At 60.4% G+C, this 18,419-nt stretch carries 18 protein-coding genes; 10 read left to right on the forward strand and 8 right to left on the reverse strand.

All coding sequences use genetic code 11. The features are described 5' to 3' along the window. Nucleotides 1–67 precede the first annotated feature (67 nt). Together NLF94_RS03420 and NLF94_RS03425 are read left to right on the forward strand one after the other, a co-directional pair. Nucleotides 68–715, forward strand: a complete 648-nt coding sequence (locus NLF94_RS03420) for a helix-turn-helix domain-containing protein (RefSeq protein WP_254840070.1) — start codon at nucleotides 68–70, stop codon at nucleotides 713–715. Between the two features lie 64 nt (nucleotides 716–779). Then, complete coding sequence (locus NLF94_RS03425) at nucleotides 780–1,154, forward strand: DUF7475 family protein (RefSeq protein ID WP_254840071.1); 375 nt, start codon at nucleotides 780–782, stop codon at nucleotides 1,152–1,154. Nucleotides 1,155–1,164: 10 nt separating this feature from the next. On the opposite strand, the gene NLF94_RS03430 is transcribed toward NLF94_RS03425, so the two are convergent. Then, nucleotides 1,165–1,407, reverse strand: coding sequence for a hypothetical protein (locus NLF94_RS03430; protein ID WP_254840072.1), 243 nt, complete (start codon nucleotides 1,405–1,407; stop codon nucleotides 1,165–1,167). 134 nt (nucleotides 1,408–1,541) lie between these two features. Here NLF94_RS03430 and NLF94_RS03435 point away from each other — a divergent pair, with 134 nt between their 5' ends. Continuing rightward, nucleotides 1,542–1,751, forward strand: coding sequence for a hypothetical protein (locus NLF94_RS03435; protein ID WP_254840073.1), 210 nt, complete (start codon nucleotides 1,542–1,544; stop codon nucleotides 1,749–1,751). 234 nt (nucleotides 1,752–1,985) lie between these two features. On the opposite strand, the gene NLF94_RS03440 is transcribed toward NLF94_RS03435, so the two are convergent. The 3 genes from NLF94_RS03440 to NLF94_RS03450 all read right to left on the reverse strand — a co-directional run bounded on the left by NLF94_RS03440 (nucleotide 1,986) and on the right by NLF94_RS03450 (nucleotide 4,636). Beyond that, on the reverse strand, nucleotides 1,986–2,573 hold the full coding sequence (locus NLF94_RS03440) for a DUF8121 family protein (protein ID WP_254840074.1): 588 nt from the start codon (nucleotides 2,571–2,573) through the stop codon (nucleotides 1,986–1,988). 359 nt (nucleotides 2,574–2,932) lie between these two features. Then, nucleotides 2,933–3,904 carry a DUF7983 family protein gene (locus NLF94_RS03445; protein ID WP_254840075.1) on the reverse strand — a complete coding sequence of 324 codons (972 nt, stop codon included), beginning with the start codon at nucleotides 3,902–3,904 and terminating at the stop codon, nucleotides 2,933–2,935. Between the two features lie 48 nt (nucleotides 3,905–3,952). Then, nucleotides 3,953–4,636 (reverse strand): helix-hairpin-helix domain-containing protein, encoded by a 684-nt coding sequence (locus NLF94_RS03450; protein WP_350355863.1) that lies wholly within the window; start codon nucleotides 4,634–4,636, stop codon nucleotides 3,953–3,955. 369 nt (nucleotides 4,637–5,005) lie between these two features. On the opposite strand from NLF94_RS03450, the gene NLF94_RS03455 reads away from it, so the two are divergent. From NLF94_RS03455 to NLF94_RS03475, 5 genes are read left to right on the forward strand one after another with little or no spacing between them, the layout of a single operon-like run. Continuing rightward, the gene (locus tag NLF94_RS03455) at nucleotides 5,006–6,280 is read left to right on the forward strand and encodes an RNA-guided endonuclease InsQ/TnpB family protein (protein WP_256558698.1); all 1,275 of its coding nucleotides are present in this window, start codon (nucleotides 5,006–5,008) and stop codon (nucleotides 6,278–6,280) included. Beyond that, on the forward strand, nucleotides 6,264–8,552 hold the full coding sequence (locus tag NLF94_RS03460; protein WP_254840077.1) for a DEAD/DEAH box helicase: 2,289 nt from the start codon (nucleotides 6,264–6,266) through the stop codon (nucleotides 8,550–8,552). The genes NLF94_RS03455 and NLF94_RS03460 overlap by 17 nt, the downstream gene beginning before the upstream one ends. Nucleotides 8,553–8,584: 32 nt before the next feature. Continuing rightward, complete coding sequence (locus NLF94_RS03465; protein WP_254840079.1) at nucleotides 8,585–9,382, forward strand: SWIM zinc finger family protein; 798 nt, start codon at nucleotides 8,585–8,587, stop codon at nucleotides 9,380–9,382. Beyond that, nucleotides 9,379–10,155, forward strand: coding sequence for a hypothetical protein (locus tag NLF94_RS03470; RefSeq protein WP_254840080.1), 777 nt, complete (start codon nucleotides 9,379–9,381; stop codon nucleotides 10,153–10,155). Before NLF94_RS03465 ends, NLF94_RS03470 begins: the two co-directional genes overlap by 4 nt. Beyond that, nucleotides 10,152–10,532 carry a calcium-binding protein gene (locus tag NLF94_RS03475; RefSeq protein ID WP_254840081.1) on the forward strand — a complete coding sequence of 127 codons (381 nt, stop codon included), beginning with the start codon at nucleotides 10,152–10,154 and terminating at the stop codon, nucleotides 10,530–10,532. Before NLF94_RS03470 ends, NLF94_RS03475 begins: the two co-directional genes overlap by 4 nt. Here NLF94_RS03475 and NLF94_RS03480 read toward each other — a convergent pair. From NLF94_RS03480 to NLF94_RS03490, 3 genes are all read right to left on the reverse strand, one after another. Then, nucleotides 10,485–11,834, reverse strand: coding sequence for an IS4 family transposase (locus tag NLF94_RS03480; protein ID WP_254840082.1), 1,350 nt, complete (start codon nucleotides 11,832–11,834; stop codon nucleotides 10,485–10,487). The two genes, NLF94_RS03475 and NLF94_RS03480, sit on opposite strands and share 48 nt — an antisense overlap. A 146-nt stretch (nucleotides 11,835–11,980) precedes the next feature. Continuing rightward, nucleotides 11,981–13,333: a DUF790 family protein gene (locus NLF94_RS03485; protein WP_254840083.1), complete on the reverse strand. Its 1,353-nt coding sequence runs from the start codon at nucleotides 13,331–13,333 to the stop codon at nucleotides 11,981–11,983. Next, nucleotides 13,320–14,735 carry a DEAD/DEAH box helicase family protein gene (locus tag NLF94_RS03490; RefSeq protein WP_254840084.1) on the reverse strand — a complete coding sequence of 472 codons (1,416 nt, stop codon included), beginning with the start codon at nucleotides 14,733–14,735 and terminating at the stop codon, nucleotides 13,320–13,322. The genes NLF94_RS03485 and NLF94_RS03490 overlap by 14 nt, the downstream gene beginning before the upstream one ends. A 134-nt stretch (nucleotides 14,736–14,869) precedes the next feature. Here NLF94_RS03490 and NLF94_RS03495 point away from each other — a divergent pair, with 134 nt between their 5' ends. Together NLF94_RS03495 and NLF94_RS03500 are read left to right on the forward strand one after the other, a co-directional pair. Next, entirely contained in the window at nucleotides 14,870–16,864 is a 1,995-nt protein-coding gene (locus NLF94_RS03495; RefSeq protein ID WP_350355864.1) for an SWIM zinc finger family protein, read from the forward strand. 425 nt (nucleotides 16,865–17,289) lie between these two features. Continuing rightward, nucleotides 17,290–17,733: a hypothetical protein gene (locus tag NLF94_RS03500; RefSeq protein WP_254840086.1), complete on the forward strand. Its 444-nt coding sequence runs from the start codon at nucleotides 17,290–17,292 to the stop codon at nucleotides 17,731–17,733. A gap of 232 nt (nucleotides 17,734–17,965) precedes the next feature. On the opposite strand, the gene NLF94_RS03505 is transcribed toward NLF94_RS03500, so the two are convergent. Then, nucleotides 17,966–18,157: a hypothetical protein gene (locus tag NLF94_RS03505; protein WP_254838833.1), complete on the reverse strand. Its 192-nt coding sequence runs from the start codon at nucleotides 18,155–18,157 to the stop codon at nucleotides 17,966–17,968. Nucleotides 18,158–18,419: the final 262 nt, after the last annotated feature.

Here is an 18,419-nt window from a genome sequence, read left to right on the forward strand (position 1 = left end):
GGGTGTTTAAACGAGGTGGGCGGCCGGCAGCGAAACGCGTATGCTCCTCGGTGTCACATTCGCGGGTATGCGCTACGCGACCGTCGTCATCTCCCCGAACGGTGGCGGCCTCCAGCCCACCGACGAGTCGCTCACCGCCGACCCGACGGTCACGCGCGACGCCATCCACCAGATCAACCTCCTGTCGGACGACACCTGCGTGACCCTCTACAGCGTCCGCGGGAACCTCGACCGGGCCGCCGCCATCCTCGACGACCAGTCGGACGTCATCGCTCACGACGTCTCCGGCGACCGCGAGGGACTGGCCTACATCCACTTCCGGCCGACCGAGACGGTCGCTCGCCTGCTGTCCATCGTCGGCGACAACGAGATCGTCCTCAAGACGCCCATCGACTGCCTCGACGACGGCGGTGTCCGCGTCACACTGGTCGGCGACGACGAGACCATCCAGCGGGTCGTTGACTCTATCCCGGACTCGTTGCGTCTCTCGCTGGAGGGCATCGGCGACTACCACCCCGACTCCGAACAGCTCTTTTCGGTCCTCACCGAGCGCCAGCAGGAGATCCTGGAGGCCGCCGTCGAGCTGGGCTACTACGAGGAGCCACGGCAGGCCACCCACGAGGAGATAGCCCGGACCGTCGACGTCTCCGCTGGCACCGTCGGCGAGCACCTCCGGAAGGTCGAGGGGAAGGTGCTGGCCTCGCTCGTCCAGTGACGGGTGCGTGTCACTCCGGCGACGAATCGGCGCCGTTTTGAGTCGGGAGCGTCGAACCGCGAGCATGTCGATTGCGGGCTTCGAGTTGCGCCCCGTCGAGTGGACGCCGGCGAAGGGGCTGCTGGTCACCTCGGCGCTCGTCACCGCGGCCATCCACCTCGCGCTGGCGACGACGACCGGCCGGAACGTCTTCGCCGTCCTCGGACTCGGTCTCCTCGTCGGGTTCGTCGTCTTCTTTACCGATCTCTGGCAGCCGGTCCTCTACCTGGTCGGCGCCGTCTACGCCGGCGTCACGACCGTCGTCTGGGTGCTGGCCGGCATGCCGAATCCGCTGCTCGGCGCCGTCGACAAGGCCGTCCAGTTCGTCCTCGTGGTGCTTTTCGTCTACCTGCTCGTCGAGGAGTTGCGGGAGCCGGCGTCCGACTCCAGCGGCGAGTAGCGGGTCCGACTCAGCCGCTCAACACCCACGCCGTCTCGCACTCCCGACAGACGGCCTTGGCCCACGAGAGACCGGAGCGCCGCACGAGCGTCCCCTCGCCGCACTCCGGACACGCCGGATCTTCGAGGGCGTCGACGTCCACCTCCGCCAGGAGCAGCGCGTGCTGTCTCCGGTAGCGGTCCAGGCTCTCCTCGACCGCCTCGAGTCGCCCTTCGAGCCGCTCGACGCGCCGTTCGAGGCTGTCGTCGGCCATGACGGTGGGTACGGCCGGCGACACAAACCCGTTGCGCCGTCGGCGGGCCGTTCCGGGAGCCGCTGGCCGTCCCCTATAAACTCCCAGCGTACTGGGGGTGCTAACTGTTCACACTCCGCGGTGTAGACACCCGTATGCGTTCGAACGAGAAGGGGCGCAGATCGCCCTGCCAGCAGGTGATCGCGTGGCGTATCGACCAGCCGGACTGTGACGAGGCGGAGGCGCGCAAACTCCGTACGATACGGGAAAACGGCGTCACCGAGGCCGAGGAGGCGGAACTCCTGGCCAGCGCGTGCAAGACGAGCGGGATGCGGGCGGAATGCGAGCACGCCGACGAGTGTTGAGGGCGGTCCATCGCCGTTCCGAGCCGGACTCCTCGTCCTTCCGTCGGCCGTGACCCCGCCGGTCGTCGGCGAACTGCTGTACGTTCCCACGACCCGGTCGGTCGCGGCCGACGACGGCTCCCTGGGGGTCGCAGGCCGCCTCCCGTGATCGGCGGTTTCGCTGAACGCTCCCGGCTACCGACGTTCGAAGGGAGTGTCACCGGCGGCGCCGCGGCCCGTGGTGGACAGGTCCGGCTACCGGTCGGCCAGTTCCGGGTACGATAGCCGGAATTCCCCGTCGAGCGTGTACCCACCGTCGAGGAGACCGCCACCGGAGAGGTCGATAGTCGCGTGAATCTTCAGGTCCGTGGCCGTGTCCGTCCCCGGGACGACGACGAGGTCGAGCGTGCTGATCGTCTCGTCGGCGAGGTCGTCCAGGTCGGTGATCTCGACGACCGTCCCGACTTTCCGGTCGGGCGTGTAGAGGGACAGCGACGGGGGCGGGGAACTGTCCCCCTCGACCGGGGAGACGACGGCGACCTTCGCGGGTGATTCCGTCGCCGTCTCCGGCATCCAGAGCCGCAACTCGACGGAATCCACGGTCGTCCCGTCCCGGTGCCATATCTCGGTCGAGAGGTCGACTCGGTCGGCGACCACGCTCCCGTCGACGCCGAAATGCCCCACCTCCTCCCCGTCCGAGGTGAATGCGATGGCCTTCCGCCCCGGCGCGTCCTCGTTTACCGTCGGATCGGAGAGCGTCTCGCTCTCCGACACGGCGCTACAGCCCGCCGTTGCCGTGACGCCGGCGGCGCACGCTGCCGCGAGATACGTCCTTCGGTCCATATCGGGACCCACTCTACCCACCTACAAAGGCGTGGCCGAGGCTCAAATAGACGCTTGTGTGTCACCCGGTCTCGGGGCCTGACCTGGCGCTTCACTGACGGAGTGGAGCAGGGGCTCCTATCAACGGTCAGCCGGTGGTACCAAACGCCGTGCGGTGGTCTCGAATAGCCGCGAACGAATCGTCCCGGGCCTTTTGAGTGGCGAAATACGCGCACGAAGATAGTGAAAAGAGCCTAGGCCGAGCTAACAAGCAGTATTTTATATATGAAGAGGATTCACCCAAAGTTAATATTCCAAAATATCGGCGTATGAAGCGCTAATACTCCACTTCCGATCTTGTACAGACTATCGTATCCGGACTACCCCTGCATCTGTGTTCCCGTACTGAAACTGGTGAGGTCGTCGATGCGTTCCTCGAGGGCTTCGATCTCCTGGCGGAGTTCGTCGGATTCCGCCTCGCTACTGGCCGCAAGCCGGTCTTTCAACCCCTGGAGTCGTGACTCTTTGACCTCCTCGTCGACTTCCGCCTTCCGGACGTATTCGCTCTCATCTACCTCGTACACGTCGGTTTCCGAGAGTTCCGTCACTTCCAGTGCCTCGTTCACCTTCTTCGAATCGACGCTCGTGACGCGCTCACGGTCGATCCCTGCGTCTTCCAGCGTGGCCAGTACCTCTTCCTCGTCTCTCAGCGATCGATTGCGGCGCGACGTTCGCTGGACCGATCCGTACTGTCCGTGCACTGGTTGGTCGTGGTGGAGTTTATCGAGTAACACGTCGGCGATGTCCTGCCGGAAGTCGTTCGCGTTCCGTTGGACGTCCGAACAGAGCGTGTAGAGGTTCACCAGCGCATCCGTCTCCAACGCTGTGAGATCGGAGACGTCCTGACGTTCCAGCGCATCGATGAGGAGGAGCGCATCGGAGTACACGTCGAGCCCATCAGGTTCGACACGGTCGCTCTCGGCAGCCGCCGGTTCGTCACTCAGGAGTTGCGTATCGGTCGCCTCCTCTTTTTCGATGATAATGTCCTGCTCTTCGTCCACCTCGAATCGTGGATGCAGGCTCAGTACCGCCGGATACGGGTCGGCATCGGGTGGGAGCCGGTCGAGTTCGAATGTACCGTTCGAGTCCTGGATTCGGCGGTAGAGGGTCTCGAACTGATCGCGCTGAAGCGGGCGACGCTCTCCAGTATTACCGAACGTCACGACGACGCGGTGTTCCTGTACGTCCGTGACGCGGAACGTATCGTGAGAAAGCGGTGTGACAAGTTCGGCATCGTCGGGCACCTCGTCAAGTTCCTCAAGCAGCGTGTTCCAGCTGACGCTGAACGGCATGAAAACGGGTACGACTGCTTGATTGAAAACGTTCAGGACCGTCGGCGTTCAGTTCTCGAAGAGGTCACTGAACGGACGCAGGTCGCTGGTATCGACGACGAGCGGATCGTCGGCACAGTCGGCCGCTCGGTCGCCGTGAGCATCCGGGACTGTCCCGTCGAACTGCTCGGCAGCTTCCACTACCTCTGACGCCAAGTCGTCAGTGACGTACGGAATGTCGGTCAGTTCGGCTTCGGTCGCCGAAGCGACTGCATCCAACGACTCGTATTCCCCGTACAGATTGCCAATCTCTTGCTGCCCGAGACCGTGGATATCCGAGAGCGCCACCCAGGAGCGGCGTCGATGGTCCATCTCACGTTCGACCCGTGGCATGGCCCGTTCCAGCCAGTCACGAGCGTCTGGAGCCGTCTCGATCAGTCCTTCGTCGAACGCTGCTCTGACTCCGAACGCATCCTGTTCGGCTGCGTACTCGATCACCAGTTGGCGTTCGCTGTCCATCGGCCGGTCGATACCGGGGTCGTAGCCGGCGAGATACGTGAAGATGACTGCGTTCGAGGTTGGTGTCGAGTCAGGCTTCGATCCCGTGAGTGCCTCGAACAGCGCACTCTCCAGCGGGTCGTCCGATTGGAATGGCCCCGATAGCGGTTCGAGAAGGCCACGAACCCATCCCGAGGGAAGTTCCAGGGCGAGAAACGGGTCAAGTTCGTCCGCGTACGAAATCGGAGCAGCCATTACGCTCACCGGATTGTTGTCCGAGCACCTAAATAAGAACCTCGTTCACCGAGGGCGGTGGATCGAGGACCGTATCTCTATATGCGGGCACGCAGTATCCACGGGGTAGTGAACGACTTCGTCGAGTGGGTACAGCATCGTGACTACTACCGCGATCAGATCCGGTTCCAGCGGGATATACCCGCCCGAAGTCCCGTCACTCGGTCCTGTGAGATGGAACCCCAGATCACGGATTATAGATTGAACAAGCGCAATACCACGGCCTTCAGGCCGTGGATACGCGCCGTCAGTCTGAGTAACTAGCAACGGCATAGCCATCCTTGGATATTCCAAGTATTTAATCCGAGCCATTTCATAAGAATAAACGAGATGGCGACCACTCGGCGTACACACGTCTGTCGCATCCAAAACCACTCGCAAGTGGCGGATGCGTTGGACCGACACGGGTGGTCGGCATCCAAATTGTGGAACGTCGCACTATACCACGCCCGGGAAGTATGGGACGAAACCGGTGAGATTCCCGATGAAGGCGATCTGAAAGACGAACTGAAGACCCACTCCAAATACGACGGACTGCACAGTCAGTCCAGTCAGAAAGTTCTCGAAGAGCTTTCTGAAGCCTTCAGTTCGTGGTACGGTTCCGACGACAACCGGGACAATCCGCCGGGCTACCGCAAGGAGAACTACTACGACGAGGACGGCAACCGCGTCCACGAAGCACACCCACGATCAACAGTCACCTGGAAGCAGAACGGCATCCGACACGATGACAAACACGGCCGCCTCCGCCTCAGCAAAGGCTCCAACCACAAGGATGGACGCGACTTCATCCTTTGTGAATACGAAGCTCCACCAGAGGTCGAACTAGAAGATGTCCAGCAAGTCCGGGCTGTCTGGAGCTCGGGTAAACGGCGGTGGGAGCTGCACGTCGTCTGTGAACACGACATCGCACCCGAATCACCGGGCGAGAAGGTCGCCGGTGTTGACCTCGGCATCTGCAATCCCGCCGTCGTTGCGTTCCCCGACGATGCCCTGCTGTATCCAGGCAACAGACTGCGAGAAGACAAACACTACTTCCAACGGGAAGAATACCAGACCGAGGGAGTCCACGGCCCATCGCAGAAAGCACAGTGGGCGCGTGAGAAACTCTCTCGGCGGAAAGACCATTTCCTGCACGCCCTCTCGAAAGACATCGTCGAGCGATGCGTTGAACACGATGTTGGCACACTCGTCGTGGGTGATCCAAGTGGTGTAGACGATGATGATTGGGGTCGTCACGGGAACAAGCGATTAGACAATTGGGCGTACAAGCGTGTAATGAACCTGTTGGACTACAAGGCCCGTGAGCGTGGTATTGAGGTGGAGATGCGAGACGAACGCGGGACGTCCTCGAAGTGTAGTGTTTGTGGGGACGAAGACGATGAGAGTCGCGTTGAACGTGGGCTGTGGAAGTGCGACCGATGTGGAGTGGTCATTCACGGCGACGTGAACGGTGCAGACAACATCAGACAGGAAACGCTAACCATGACTCCCCCATTGGGGGATAGTGGTAACGGCTGCTTGGCTCAGCCTCGCGTCATCCACTTCGACCGGACTCGCGGATTCCAACCGCGAGATTCCCGTACGGATGCCGCGAAACCCTAATATCCCAACGCTCGGGATTCCACGGCCTTTAGACCGTGGAGGAAGTCAACTGGCGGACCGTGGCATCAACGAACTCTACGCACACCAGACCGATGCAATCGAAGCGGTTCGCGACGGACAGAACGTCGTACTCGCGACACCGACAGCGAGCGGAAAGAGTCTCGCGTACACGATTCCCGCCATCGAACGCGCCCACGACCACGACGGTCGGACGCTGTATATCGGTCCGCAGGTCGCGCTGATCAACGACCAGGAAGCGACCCTGTCTGATTTCGCTGCACCGTTCGGCGATCTCTCCGTGACTCAGTACACAGGCTCGCTCTCTTCGAACGAGCGCCAGCAGGCACGTGACGAAGACCCGGGCATCGTCTTGACGACGCCGGATATGCTCCACTGTGGACTGCTCAGTCACGCGAGTGACATCTGGCGAGCTTTCTTCCATTCTCTGGAGCTCGTCGTCGTCGACGAAGTCCACGAGTACCGCGGTGTCTTCGGCAGTCACGTCGGTCTCGTCTGCCGTCGGTTGGCGCGAATCTGTGACCGTCTCGGTGCTGATCCGCAGTTCGTGTGCTGTTCCGCGACGATCGGAAATCCCCGGGAGCACGCAGCGACGATCACCGGCCAACCGACCGACTCGTTCGAACTCGTCGACGAGGACACCAGTGAAACGGGTCCGACGCACTGGCTGTTCTGGCAACCACCGGAATACGACGAGGGCGATGCACCGGTCGGTGCAGGACAGCGCCGCTCCCACCACGGGGAAACCATGCGACTGTTCGTCGACCTCGTGATGCAGGGATATCAGACGGTAGCGTTCACGCGCGCGAGGCAGACAGCAGAGCGGTATGCCACCATCAGCAGCGATACACTCGCAGAGCGCGGGCAGGCCGATATCGCCCAGAGCGTAACTGCGTACCACGCAGGACTGCGCGACGACCGGCGGGCGACAATCGAGACTGCCCTGCACTCCGGTGACTGTGCCGGCGTCTGGAGCACGAGCGCGCTGGAACTCGGCGTCGACATCGGCAGCCTCGACGCGGTCCTGTTAGACGGGTACCCCGGAACACAGATGGCAACGTTCCAGCGCGCGGGCCGCGCCGGCCGCGGGACCGACCCGAGTCTCGTCGCGCTCGTCGCCAGTGAGGATCAACTCGATCAGTACATAATCAAACACTCTCACGAACTGTTCGAGCAGACACCCGAGCGGGCCGTCGCCAATCCCTCGAATCCGCATCTCCTGAAACTGCATGCACACGCCGCGGCCATGGAAGGACCACTCCGAACCGCGGACGAGGCGTATTTCGGTCCTACTTTCCCTGACATCGTCAGTGCGCTCACGGACGAGGGCGAACTGACTCGCCAGCAGACAGACCAGGGACTCGAATGGCGACGCACCGCCAGTGGACGAACGGTGAACCCGTACGAACAGGGGCTCCGAACCATCACTGAACGCACGGTCACCCTCCGGGTTCGAGGCGGAGCGACTGACGAACTCGGGGAGTTGCCGCTCGACGCTGCACTGCGGGACGTACATCCGGGCGCTATCTACCACCATCAGGGCCAGAACTACGAAGTCCAGTCATTCGACCTGGACCGTGACGTTGCGTGGCTCACCCCGACAGACAGCGACCACCAGACGCGCGTGCAGTACGAGGAGTCGATGACCATCGAGGAGGACATCGCCACGAAACCACTGGCGACCCGTGACGACGTCACCGTTCACTTCGCGGACGTGACGCGACGGAAGCAGGTCACCGGCTTCCAGCGACGCGACCACCGAACTGGTGAGATCATGACCGAGGAGTCACTCGATCTGCCCGAGACGACACTCTCGACCCGTGCACTGTACGTGACGCTGCCGATGGGACTGGAAAGCCTGATGCAGACGATGTCCGGGTCGTTCGAGGGTGGCCTCCACGCCGTCCAGCACGCCCTCGTCGCCACGTTCCCGCTGGTCATCCTCTGTGACCGGCGAGACGTCGGAAGCGTCTCGACGGCCGAACACCCACAGACCGAGACGAGCGCGCTGTTCATATACGACAGTTACCGCGGTGGCGTCGGACTGGCCCGCAACGGATACGACCACATCGAGGAACTCTTCCAGCACACGTGGGAACTGCTCGCCGATTGTGGCTGTTCGGACGGCTGTCCGGCGTGTATCCAGTCACCCCATTGCGGTCAGGCGAACGAACCGCTCGACAAGCGCCTCGCGGCGACGCTGACGATGGCGCTGGCCGATCCGAGCCGGCAGGCCGCTGATTCGACACCGTAATCGAATTCTACGCCCGTGTCGAAAGACAGTATATGAACGTCGATAGAGATACCATCCGGAGTCGAACCACCGACGCAGTGTTCGAGCGCGGGGTGAACTACCGTGACGAGGGACGCATTCAGCAACTCGACCGATTCGATGACCTCGTGACCGCGAGCGTCAGCGGCTCAAAACTGTACGACGTGACTGTCGAATTCGGCGGACGGAGTATCGACACACAGTGTACCTGTCCGTACGACGGTGGCGGCGACTGCAAGCACGTCGTCGCCGTACTACTGGATATCGCCGCCAACCCGCCACAGGACGAGAGCGAGCGTGTCGAGGCAGTCATCGACGACGTATCGACTGACGACCTGCGAGGATTCATCCGTGACGCACTCGCCGAACACCCGGAGTTGCGCGAGCAGTTTCTCGCACAGTTCGGGGACGATCACAAATCGGTCGAGGAGTACCGCGAGGAAATCGTGCAGTTGTTCGAGCAACACGCCGACCCGGTCGTGTTCGAAGCCATCGACTTCTCGCAGTTTTTCGAGATCGCCGAGCAGTACCGTGACCGCGATCGGTATCTGGCAGCTGCGACTGTGTATCGAGCCGTATTCGAGGAGATCGACGAGAAGTACAACTGGATCAACGGTGCCTACGACCACTACGCAAAGACCATCCAGACTGCGCTCGATGGCTACGCCGACTGCGTGCTCGCGACCGATCCGACTCCCGAAGAGTTCGACACGTACGCTGGCGTGCTGGAGAAACGGGCGACGACAGAGCCTCGAATCAACGACGAGCAGTTCTGGCGGGCACTCGACGATCTGGAGGAGCGATACGAATGAGCGAACCAACAGACCGATTCGTGATCGAGATCGGAAGCGGAACAGCAGCACACATCATCGACATGGACGCCGACCAAAGTGAGACGGACTCGCGCTTCTCGTTCGGCCTCACTGGCCCCGGGGAGATGATGTGTAGTCGGGGCAACCGCTCTCCGAGAGGTCGGCAAGTCCCGTTTGCGGAGTTTGCCGACCACCACGACATCGATAAAACGGGCTTCAAGGGCGATGCCCCGGACGAGATCTGCTCGTACTGCTGGTCGAACACGCGTGAAGCAGTCGAAAAAGACCAGCAAGCGGATGCTGGTGACATCTCCGAGCAGATCGGAACTGTCGGGTATCGGCTCCGGTGGAAGCAGAAAGGGCGTGCGCGGGAGGAGTGGTACGATATCGTCGTGAAACCGGAGACGTCGATGGCGGAACTGGACAGGCTCGTGTGTCGAATGTCCACGCTCGACGACTTCCACCTCCGGATGTACGGCCTTGAAGACGAATACCTCGATTCCAGTCTCAACGTCCTGCCCGACCACCAGTACGAGGAAGCGGGCGACCGGACGTACACGAGAGCGAGCGAGATGACGATGGCGGAGGTCGCCGAACGGGCCCGACTCCGAGAGGGCGACAGACTCAGCCTCGTCTACGACTTAGGGACGCCCTCGCATTACTACTGCATCGTCAAGGAGGTCTACGAACCAGACAGACTTGACGAGGTGCTCGACGAAGACGTGATCACGTCGACCGACACGGCCGCGATCGTCAAGGAGAAACGACCGTGACACGGGAGACAGACGAAGAGCGGGACAAACGCATTCGGAGAGAGATACTCACCGACGCCTACACCGCCGACGAGCAAGAAATCAGTTGGTGCTATCACCTCGAACGCGAAATGAACTTTCCGTTCCAGGCGCGGTGTGTCGAGGAGCGAACGATATCACCACTGCGAGAGGGCGAAGAAGTACCTGTCGTCGGGATGACTGACGAAGTCGTCAGCAGCAGGGAGATGTTCGTCCTCGTGGAATGGAAGGACAGGCAATTCGGTGTCCCGTTGTCACAACTCGAAGTACTCGACGTTGATCAGGATACCCGGGAGGCCATTCGTTCTAGTTTAGGGGCGGTCAAAGCCGAACTCACCCCGTTCAACCTGCTCACGTAACCGATTTCTGTGTGGATTTGGATTTCGTGATGCCCACAGCAACAGCTCGTCCAAATCCGGCAGTTCGTAGCCCAACTCAACCATGAGATACAGCTGGATCAGATGAGCGTGGCGTTCGACGGCTAGCGAACAGCGACGACGAGGGAGCCGCGACGCCGACTCGTCGGCGTCTGCGGCGGCTTCGACCTCACGCTGTCTTGCCTCAATCGACCGTAACTCATCCACGATCACACGACTCATCAACAACGAAATCGCCGCCATGATGATCAGTGCCTTGATGATGTAGGCGTCGGTCGTGTTGATCTCGTCCAAGCCGAACCGCGATTTCAACTCCTTGAACAGCAGTTCGACCTCCCAGCGCGCCCGATAGAGCTGCGCGATATCGGGCGCGCTGTACTCCTCACGCGCTAGATTCGTTAGATACAGATGGTACTCTTCGGTCGCCTCGTTGCGCAGCCCGACCAGTCGAAACGTCCGGGTCGCGCTGGCGCCCGACCCTCGCTTGCGCTCGAACGAGAGCGTGATGCGGACGTCGATTTCCTGTCGCTGCAGGTCGTCAAGGACGGCCTGCAGCGACTCTCCTTCCAGCGGAATGCTGTTGCCTCGCCACGTTCGCAGTTCCTCGACGATCTCGAAGTTTGCGTTGTCCTTGGCTCGGGAGACGAACCAGCCGCCGTTCTGGTCGATTCGGTCGAACAACCAGAAGTCGTAGAAGCCTAAATCAAGCAGGATGAGGGCGTCAGCTACCCACTCGCCGGTGGGTAGCTGACTCCGTTCATGAGTGGTGCCGTCAGTTGTGCGGAACCGTGTTGGAAGACCTGTCGAGAGTGACTCCGTGAGGTGGAGTTTCAGTTCAGCTTGGTCTTCGCCAGTTGCTGCGTAGATATCAGCGGCGTCTTGGTACGGCGAAACGATAGTTGCGTCGGCGATGAGGACGTCTCGAAATCGTTCGAGACGTCCGTTGAACTCGGTTCGTCCGGTATCGAGATTCTCGATGGCGTCATCGAGAATCTCTCGAAGGAGTGCAACGAAGCCCGGTTCGAACCAGTCGTGGAATGCCGCGTAAGAGAGTTCGTCGCAGTCAGCCATCTCGACGTAGCGGTCGAGAAATGCTTGCAGGGAGCGGTCTGAGCCAGCGGCGAAGCCAAACGAGAGCGTGTAAAACAGCGCAACGATGTCGAACTTCCGCTCACGCTCAACGAGATTCGTTGCGCGAGCGCGCTCGCGCAACTCATCAGAGGGAAACGCTCTTTGAATTCGGTCAACAACTACCGAGTCCGGTGGAGAGTACACACTTCCCACCGGGTTCTTCAACCGGGTAGTTGCGACGATATCTAATCAACAGATAGCAACAGGATTCTCCACTAAACTAGAACGGATGGCCGGGAGGCAGTCGATGACTGGCACTACTGGAACGGCGACGGCGGCCGTTTGGCTTGAACACCCGATCAGTCGGGCGCTGTTTCGACGGGCGAGGCGTACTCCTCGGCCAGTTCGACCACGTCGTAGACGTGCATCCCGGTTTTGAACCACAGCACCCGATCCGCGGCGTCTCCGAAGTCCTCGTCGGAACAGTCCAATCGCTCCGAGACCGCCAACACGAAGTTGTCGGCCTCGACCTGCCGGATCTTCGCCAGTTTCGACGCCAGGTACTCCGGTGTCCAGAACCCCACGATTTCCATGATCGCCCGCCGCCCGTCGGGATGTTCGATGGCGAAATCGGGAATCATAACCTCCGAGCCGAGGTCGAAGACGTCGTCTTCGCGCTGGAGATTCCACTCGGTAGTCGCCCGCTCCCACTTCCGGGCGAGTGTGCGCTCGACGTCACTATCGAATCGCTGGCCGGTGCTGTAGTGTGAGACTAGCCCATCGGTGTGGTCGAGCGTGAACTGGTTGCTGTCGCTGGCCGATTTCTCGTCGATAATCTCGGCGCGCATCTCCCACCGGTCGCATAAGGGGAGCGCCGGCAGGAAGTTCGCCATCCGGATGCCGTACTTCTGTGACTTCCGGAATAGTGAGACTGGCCCGTCGAGTTCCGCCTCGTAGCCCGCTGCCACGTCCGTGCTTGCGACGCGGTTGCCGTCCTCGTCGATGGGGTAGATCCGGTGCATCAACCCAAACAGTTTCATGTAGCTGAACACTGTTCCGAAGTGGTCCCACACCCGGACGTGCATCGTCGAGGCGTCGTAGAGCACGGCCTGTGCCAGTGCCAGGTTGTAGCGGGCCAGCAGCCAGTCGACCGTCTGGTCGCGCTGGTCGTACGCCTGCTTGCTATTTCCCGTCAGTTTCGTCGTTGTCGTCGTGGACTCCTCTCCGTCGCTGTCGTCGCGCACCGACTGGTCGCCGAACCGGACGAGCCGTTTATTGTCCTCCAGATCCGCGTACATCGCCCGATAGCACTCTTCGAGGGTGATACCCGACTCGTCGGCGACCGCGCTGTAGATTTCCAGTTTCTGCGTGTCTTCGCCGAGCGTTGGCTGGCGAACGATCGGATAGCGGTCGTTGGCTCGTTCGAACAGTCGCTTTCGGATCTCACGTGGCTCGGCGGCCGCCTGTTGCTCGAACTCACACTCGTCTCTGAGGAGTTTCGCCAGCCCCTGGACGATCTTGTAGTCGGTATCGGCGACGGTGAGTTCGTCGATCGCATCGTCGAGTTCGCCTTTGGGTTCGCCGAGGTAGTCCTCGAACAGCGCTATCAGGGTGGCCGCTGTCTCTCGGTACCGCTCGTCGGAGATGTCGATGAACAGGGGGCGAACTTCACCATCGCGTATGTGCGACCGGGCGAGGTCAGCCGTCAGCACTGCTACTCACCCCCTCGCGCCGCCGCTGTGAGACGTACGTCTCCATCGTGTCGGTCGCGATGATCTCGTAGAGCCGCGCTGGCTGGCGGTCGTCAGTCGGGCGGAGGATGCGGCCGAGTCGTTGGGCATACTGTCGTTTCGATGCACTCCCCGAGAGAATGATGCCGACGTTGGCCGCTGGCACGTTGATGCCCTCGTCGAGTACCTGTGAGGTGGCGAGCATCGAGTACTCGCCGCTGCGGAACCGTTCGAGAATCTCGGTGCGTTCGTCGGTGTCGGTCTGGTGTGTGATACATGGGAGGATGAACTCCCGGGAGATGTCGTAGGCGAAGTCGTTGTTGGCGGTGAAGACGATGACGCGGTCGTCGTGGTGGCGTTTGAGCAGATTGTCGAGCGTGTCGAGCTTCTTCGTCGCCGTCCGGGCGATACGCTCGGCCCGCTGCTTTGCGATCAGCGCCCGCCGTCCCTGTGGATCGTAGGACGTGCGCTTGAGAAATTCCGAGTAGCCCTGTTCCTTCCAGAGGTCGAAGTCGTGACTGTCGACGTAGTCCCGGTAGATTTGGTACTCTTCGTCGTATTCCGTGCGTTCCGCTGTCGTGAGACCGACGGACATCTGTATGGTTTCGTATTCGCTGAGGAACTCACCAGCAAGCTCGTCGACTGCTTCTTCGTAGACGACCGGCCCCATGCGGTCTTCGAGTAGTGCCTCCCGTCCGTCGGCACGCTCGTAGGTCGCCGTCAGACCGAGGCGATAGGGTGCGAGCGTCATCTCGGGGATCTGGAGATAGGTTTCGGCCGCCAGGTGGTGGGTTTCGTCGGTGACGAGCAGGCCGAACCGGTCGCCGTACTCGTCAATATACCGATAGGCGCTGTCGTAGGTCGTAACTGTGAGCGCGCCAATCTCGTGACTCCCGCCACCGAGAACGCCGACCTCGTCGGTGAGTTGCTCGCCGAACGCGTTGGTGAGCGTGGCGTGCCACTGGTTCATCAGGTCGATCGTCGGGGTGACGACGAGCGCGCTGACGCCGGCGTCAGCAATCGCCTGCAACCCGAGGAAGGTCTTCCCGCTGCCGGTCGGGAGGACGACCGTGCCCTGTCGGTCGTGCGTACGCCACGAGTCGAGTGCGGCCTGCTGATACTCTCGCGGTTCGATCTGGAGCGCCGGCGTCAGAGCGAGATCCGGGTATGCTCTGGCTTCGTCTTCGACACCATCGTGGCTGAATGCGCTGTCGAGGGTGGCCTGGCCATCGCCGTCGCTCCACTGTCCGGCCCACTCTAGGAGTGCCCGGTATCGATAGGCTTGAACGCGGTACGTATCGACGCGATCGTCCCACTCCGCGTAGGGCACTGTCTCGGGTGCATTGTGGAGCAAGAGCGTCCCATCGTCGAATTCGATCCGCATTCGGTACCTGAATCCACGAGCGAAGCACGATTCAATCTGTCGGGATTTCCGTCGAGAGACATACCGCCTGTCATCGACCAGTGACAGTGCAGCGTCAGGTTTTCGGTCGGTACCACAGTAGGCATGCACAAAGGATGGACTACCCGACCCGCGAAGACATCCGGTCTCTCTGTACCGAACAGTCTTTCGAACGCGGTGTCAACTATTACCACCAGGATCGGGTGCAGGAACTGGAGGTCGACGGTGACGAGATCAGAGCTACTGTTCGCGGATCCAGCTACTACGACGTCGCTATCGACATCGTGGACGATACGGTCCAGTCTCATTGCAATTGTCCGTACGACTACACAGGTGACTGCAAACACATCGTCGCGGTCCTGCTCGCTGTCGACGACCGAGACACCAAGAGGGTGAACGACACGGATCCCGAACGAAATGAAACAGTGCCTGAAACGGTCGACATCGAATCACTGGTTGAGCAGACGACCGCCGAGGACCTCCGGGCGTTTCTGTTTGACATCATTGCCGACGATCAAGATATCCGTGACCGCTTCGTAGCGTTCGTCGGTGAGGACACAGGCAAGACAATCTACGACTACAAACAGGAAATCGATCGACTGTTCGACGATGCCGTCAGCCGCCGGAGAATGGTCGAACACGACACGTACATCGACTTCTCGCAATACACCGACCTCGCGGAAACGCATCGAGAGCGGGGCCACGTCGATACGGTGACGGATATCTACCGGGCGATTTCCGAGGCGATACGTGAGAATCTGGACCGGGTCGACGACAGCGGGGGGTACTACGGCCGCGAGTTGGAACGCGCTATCGAGTCGTATGCAGAGACGGTCGCAGAACAGGACCTCGACCACGAGCGAAAGCGGCCGTACATCCAGTATCTCTGTGAGGAGTTCGTCGAGGCAGACTACGGGTTCGCCAGCGACTACTACGACGACGCACTCCGAACGCTCTGCACGACGGACGAAGACCTCGAATACTGGCTGGAACAACTCGACACACACGTCTCCGGTGTCACACTCGACGCAGTGCTCTCGGGTGACCCCTCCTCGGAAGCGGACGACCGACGCGATCAGAGTGCGGACAGCGTTGATACATCTGACGGACCAGCGAGAGCCGACGAGTTCACAAGCCATTCCGAGCGCACGGACGACGTTCTCTACGTATCCGATTTCACCGACGGTCCGCTCAGAACCGACGATTTCACCGGCGGAACGCTCGATGTCGAACACTTGGCCGTCGGGACACTGAAATTCGAATACTTCGTCGGTGACGCTTTCGAGGAGTTACGCGTCGATGAACAGACGACCGTCGAGAAACACACCGCAAGCGTCGAACCGACCGAGTCAGGGACAGCCGACACAAACACCTCTTCGTCACTGGAAAAACGGCGGCTGTTCTCGACGTACATCTACGTCCTCGAAGAACTCGGTGACGAAGACGCCCTCTCGAAACTCTACGAGGAGATCTACCTCGAAAGCGACCGTTTCTGCAAGGAGTACGCTCAACGGCTGATCGACGAGGGCAACGAAAGCCGGGCGATCGAAGTGATCGAAGACGGGATCCATACCTTCCGGTCACCCCGTAACCTTCGCTGGCTCGCCGCCGATCTCTACGAAGACCGGGATATGGACGAGTACCGTGACACGCTGAAACAGTTGTTTCTCGATCACACGGAGTGGGCGGCGTACGACGATCTGAAAGCGGTCTGTGACGATCAAGATTGGCAGTCGATCTACGAAGAATTCGAACGATACTTCGAGAGAGACGACCGAAAAGACCTCGTCTCGCTCTACGTCCACGACGACGACCTCGAAAAAGCGTTTGCCGAACTGAAAGACAGTGCGGACCTCTCGTCGGTTCGCCGGTATCGAGATCCGGTCGCAACCACTGCTCCGGTCGAATACTTCGAGCTCTATCGAGAGCTGCTCGTCCCGTTTGCCGCTGGCGACACCGGCCGACGCCACTACCGAGAAATCGCCGACCACCTCGAAGAGATGCAAGGACTGGTCCCCGAAGCGCGGTTCAAGGAGTTCGTCGATTTCCTGAAGGACAAACACTCGAACCGGCCAGCGTTCCTGGACGAACTGGAGAAAGCCGAGTTCTGATCTTGACTTGTGAGTTCACAACCCCGAGTGGATGTGGTAAAATCCCACAATCTGACAGAATTGCCGTGAAACACTCAGAGGCTGAGTTCAGCAGACGGGCTCTGTTCATTCCAACCACTCTGCGGTGAATCAGCTGTGAGAACGCGCTTGCGTATTGACCGACGAAAATCATACCAGTTCCAAGTGATATTCTGAGCGCCATGCAAGATACAGAGCGCGAATCCTTCAGACTCCACACTCACGCGGTTTCCTGAAGTGTATAGTATTGGTTCCACGTTACGGCCCGTGTCGAGGCAGCCAAACGTAAACTGATTCAGGCCTAACGTGCTTGTATGGTCCCCGTCCCTCGACTCGTTGTTTCCCCCTTCAAGCACCTCGATCGGCTCCCATGTGGCGGAGATCGTGACGTTGGTGCAGGATACGTGATGGCGATTACGGCAGTCGGGGTCACGACTCTCTACTATCTCGTTGTCGGGGTTGGGATCCTACTGATCGGGGTGGGTTTTGGTGGTGCTCCGTTCGTTACCAACGCTGTAGTCGGACTCCTGTCGGGTGCTATCAGTCTCTCCGCCGTCGTTGCCCCACTGTTGTTCGTCACCGGGATCGCGGCGTGGCGACTCGTCCCCCCGTCACAGCGCTATGGGGGTGCGATCGGCGGTCTGTTGGCGATGGCGCTGGCCTATCTCGTCGCCGGCACAGTTGCAGTTGGCCTCGCCCCGATTTACACCATAGCCACCGGCAGTCCCCTCCTCGACACCGTCATCGGTGGTATTGGTATCATCGTCGTTGCGTTCCTCGCTTCGTCATGGATCGCGTTGCCGGCCAGCGTCCTAACTGGAACGCTATACGAGCGCTCGCTTGATGAGTGAGTCGGGAATCTCTCCAATGACCGTCTCGTAACGTTCTGAAACCGTTGACCCGAGACGGCTGTCCGGTGAGCGCTGAATTTCGGTTGAGCTCACCACTTCTGTCTCTTGTGTATCCAGGCTCTATATCGGCCAGACCGTTTCTGACAGCAGCTGAGTAGGTCTGCAGCGGCCTTCTGAATAGAGGGCGCGAATGCAGCATGAGATGAGTACGGTCACATCGGAGAATTCGTGATCAGTTCTCTTTCTCCCGGTAGGCGGCCGCATAGAGCGCAAGTGCGGAGAGAATCGTCACAACCGCTGCACCGAACATCACACCTGAAAACAGTCCATCGGTCGTTGCTGCAGCAGCGAACATAACTGCAGCACTGCCAGCGACGACGCCTGCCTGCTGTGTCCTGTTCCCACTCTCTGTCTGGAGGACCATACTCTCCACTAGCGGGGCCCGATAATAAATTCAGCAACCGAATTTCTGCTACCTGCAAACGCACAATGGGTACAAGTGACTGAGACAATGGATAACATCAACCGTCCCTACCAGTGCCGTATATGCTCTTTATCGGTCAGGCTGTTTCTGCCAACAGGTGAATAGGGTTGCAGAGGTCTGCTGCATAGAGGGCGCGAATGTGGCATGCCAAGAGAGCGGACACCGGAGAAGATCGGATCGGTCGATGTATAGAATCCAATCA

This window comes from Natronomonas marina, from assembly GCF_024298905.1.
Lineage (GTDB): Archaea > Halobacteriota > Halobacteria > Halobacteriales > Haloarculaceae > Natronomonas > Natronomonas marina.

Bases quoted from the DNA above. Each gene is read 5' to 3' on its own strand.
- NLF94_RS03425 (WP_254840071.1), top strand. From the start codon at position 780: ATGTCGATTGCGGGCTTCGAGTTGCGCCCCGTCGAGTGGACGCCGGCG.
- NLF94_RS03450 (WP_350355863.1), bottom strand. From the start codon at position 4,636: ATGGCTGCTCCGATTTCGTACGCGGACGAACTTGACCCGTTTCTCGCC.
- NLF94_RS03465 (WP_254840079.1), top strand. From the start codon at position 8,585: ATGAACGTCGATAGAGATACCATCCGGAGTCGAACCACCGACGCAGTG.
- NLF94_RS03500 (WP_254840086.1), top strand. From the start codon at position 17,290: ATGGCGATTACGGCAGTCGGGGTCACGACTCTCTACTATCTCGTTGTC.
- NLF94_RS03490 (WP_254840084.1), bottom strand. From the start codon at position 14,735: ATGCGGATCGAATTCGACGATGGGACGCTCTTGCTCCACAATGCACCC.
- NLF94_RS03505 (WP_254838833.1), bottom strand. From the start codon at position 18,157: ATGGTCCTCCAGACAGAGAGTGGGAACAGGACACAGCAGGCAGGCGTC.
- NLF94_RS03440 (WP_254840074.1), bottom strand. From the start codon at position 2,573: ATGGACCGAAGGACGTATCTCGCGGCAGCGTGCGCCGCCGGCGTCACG.
- NLF94_RS03420 (WP_254840070.1), top strand. From the start codon at position 68: ATGCGCTACGCGACCGTCGTCATCTCCCCGAACGGTGGCGGCCTCCAG.
- NLF94_RS03460 (WP_254840077.1), top strand. From the start codon at position 6,264: ATGCCGCGAAACCCTAATATCCCAACGCTCGGGATTCCACGGCCTTTA.
- NLF94_RS03435 (WP_254840073.1), top strand. From the start codon at position 1,542: ATGCGTTCGAACGAGAAGGGGCGCAGATCGCCCTGCCAGCAGGTGATC.
- NLF94_RS03455 (WP_256558698.1), top strand. From the start codon at position 5,006: ATGGCGACCACTCGGCGTACACACGTCTGTCGCATCCAAAACCACTCG.
- NLF94_RS03430 (WP_254840072.1), bottom strand. From the start codon at position 1,407: ATGGCCGACGACAGCCTCGAACGGCGCGTCGAGCGGCTCGAAGGGCGA.
- NLF94_RS03495 (WP_350355864.1), top strand. From the start codon at position 14,870: ATGGACTACCCGACCCGCGAAGACATCCGGTCTCTCTGTACCGAACAG.
- NLF94_RS03445 (WP_254840075.1), bottom strand. From the start codon at position 3,904: ATGCCGTTCAGCGTCAGCTGGAACACGCTGCTTGAGGAACTTGACGAG.
- NLF94_RS03470 (WP_254840080.1), top strand. From the start codon at position 9,379: ATGAGCGAACCAACAGACCGATTCGTGATCGAGATCGGAAGCGGAACA.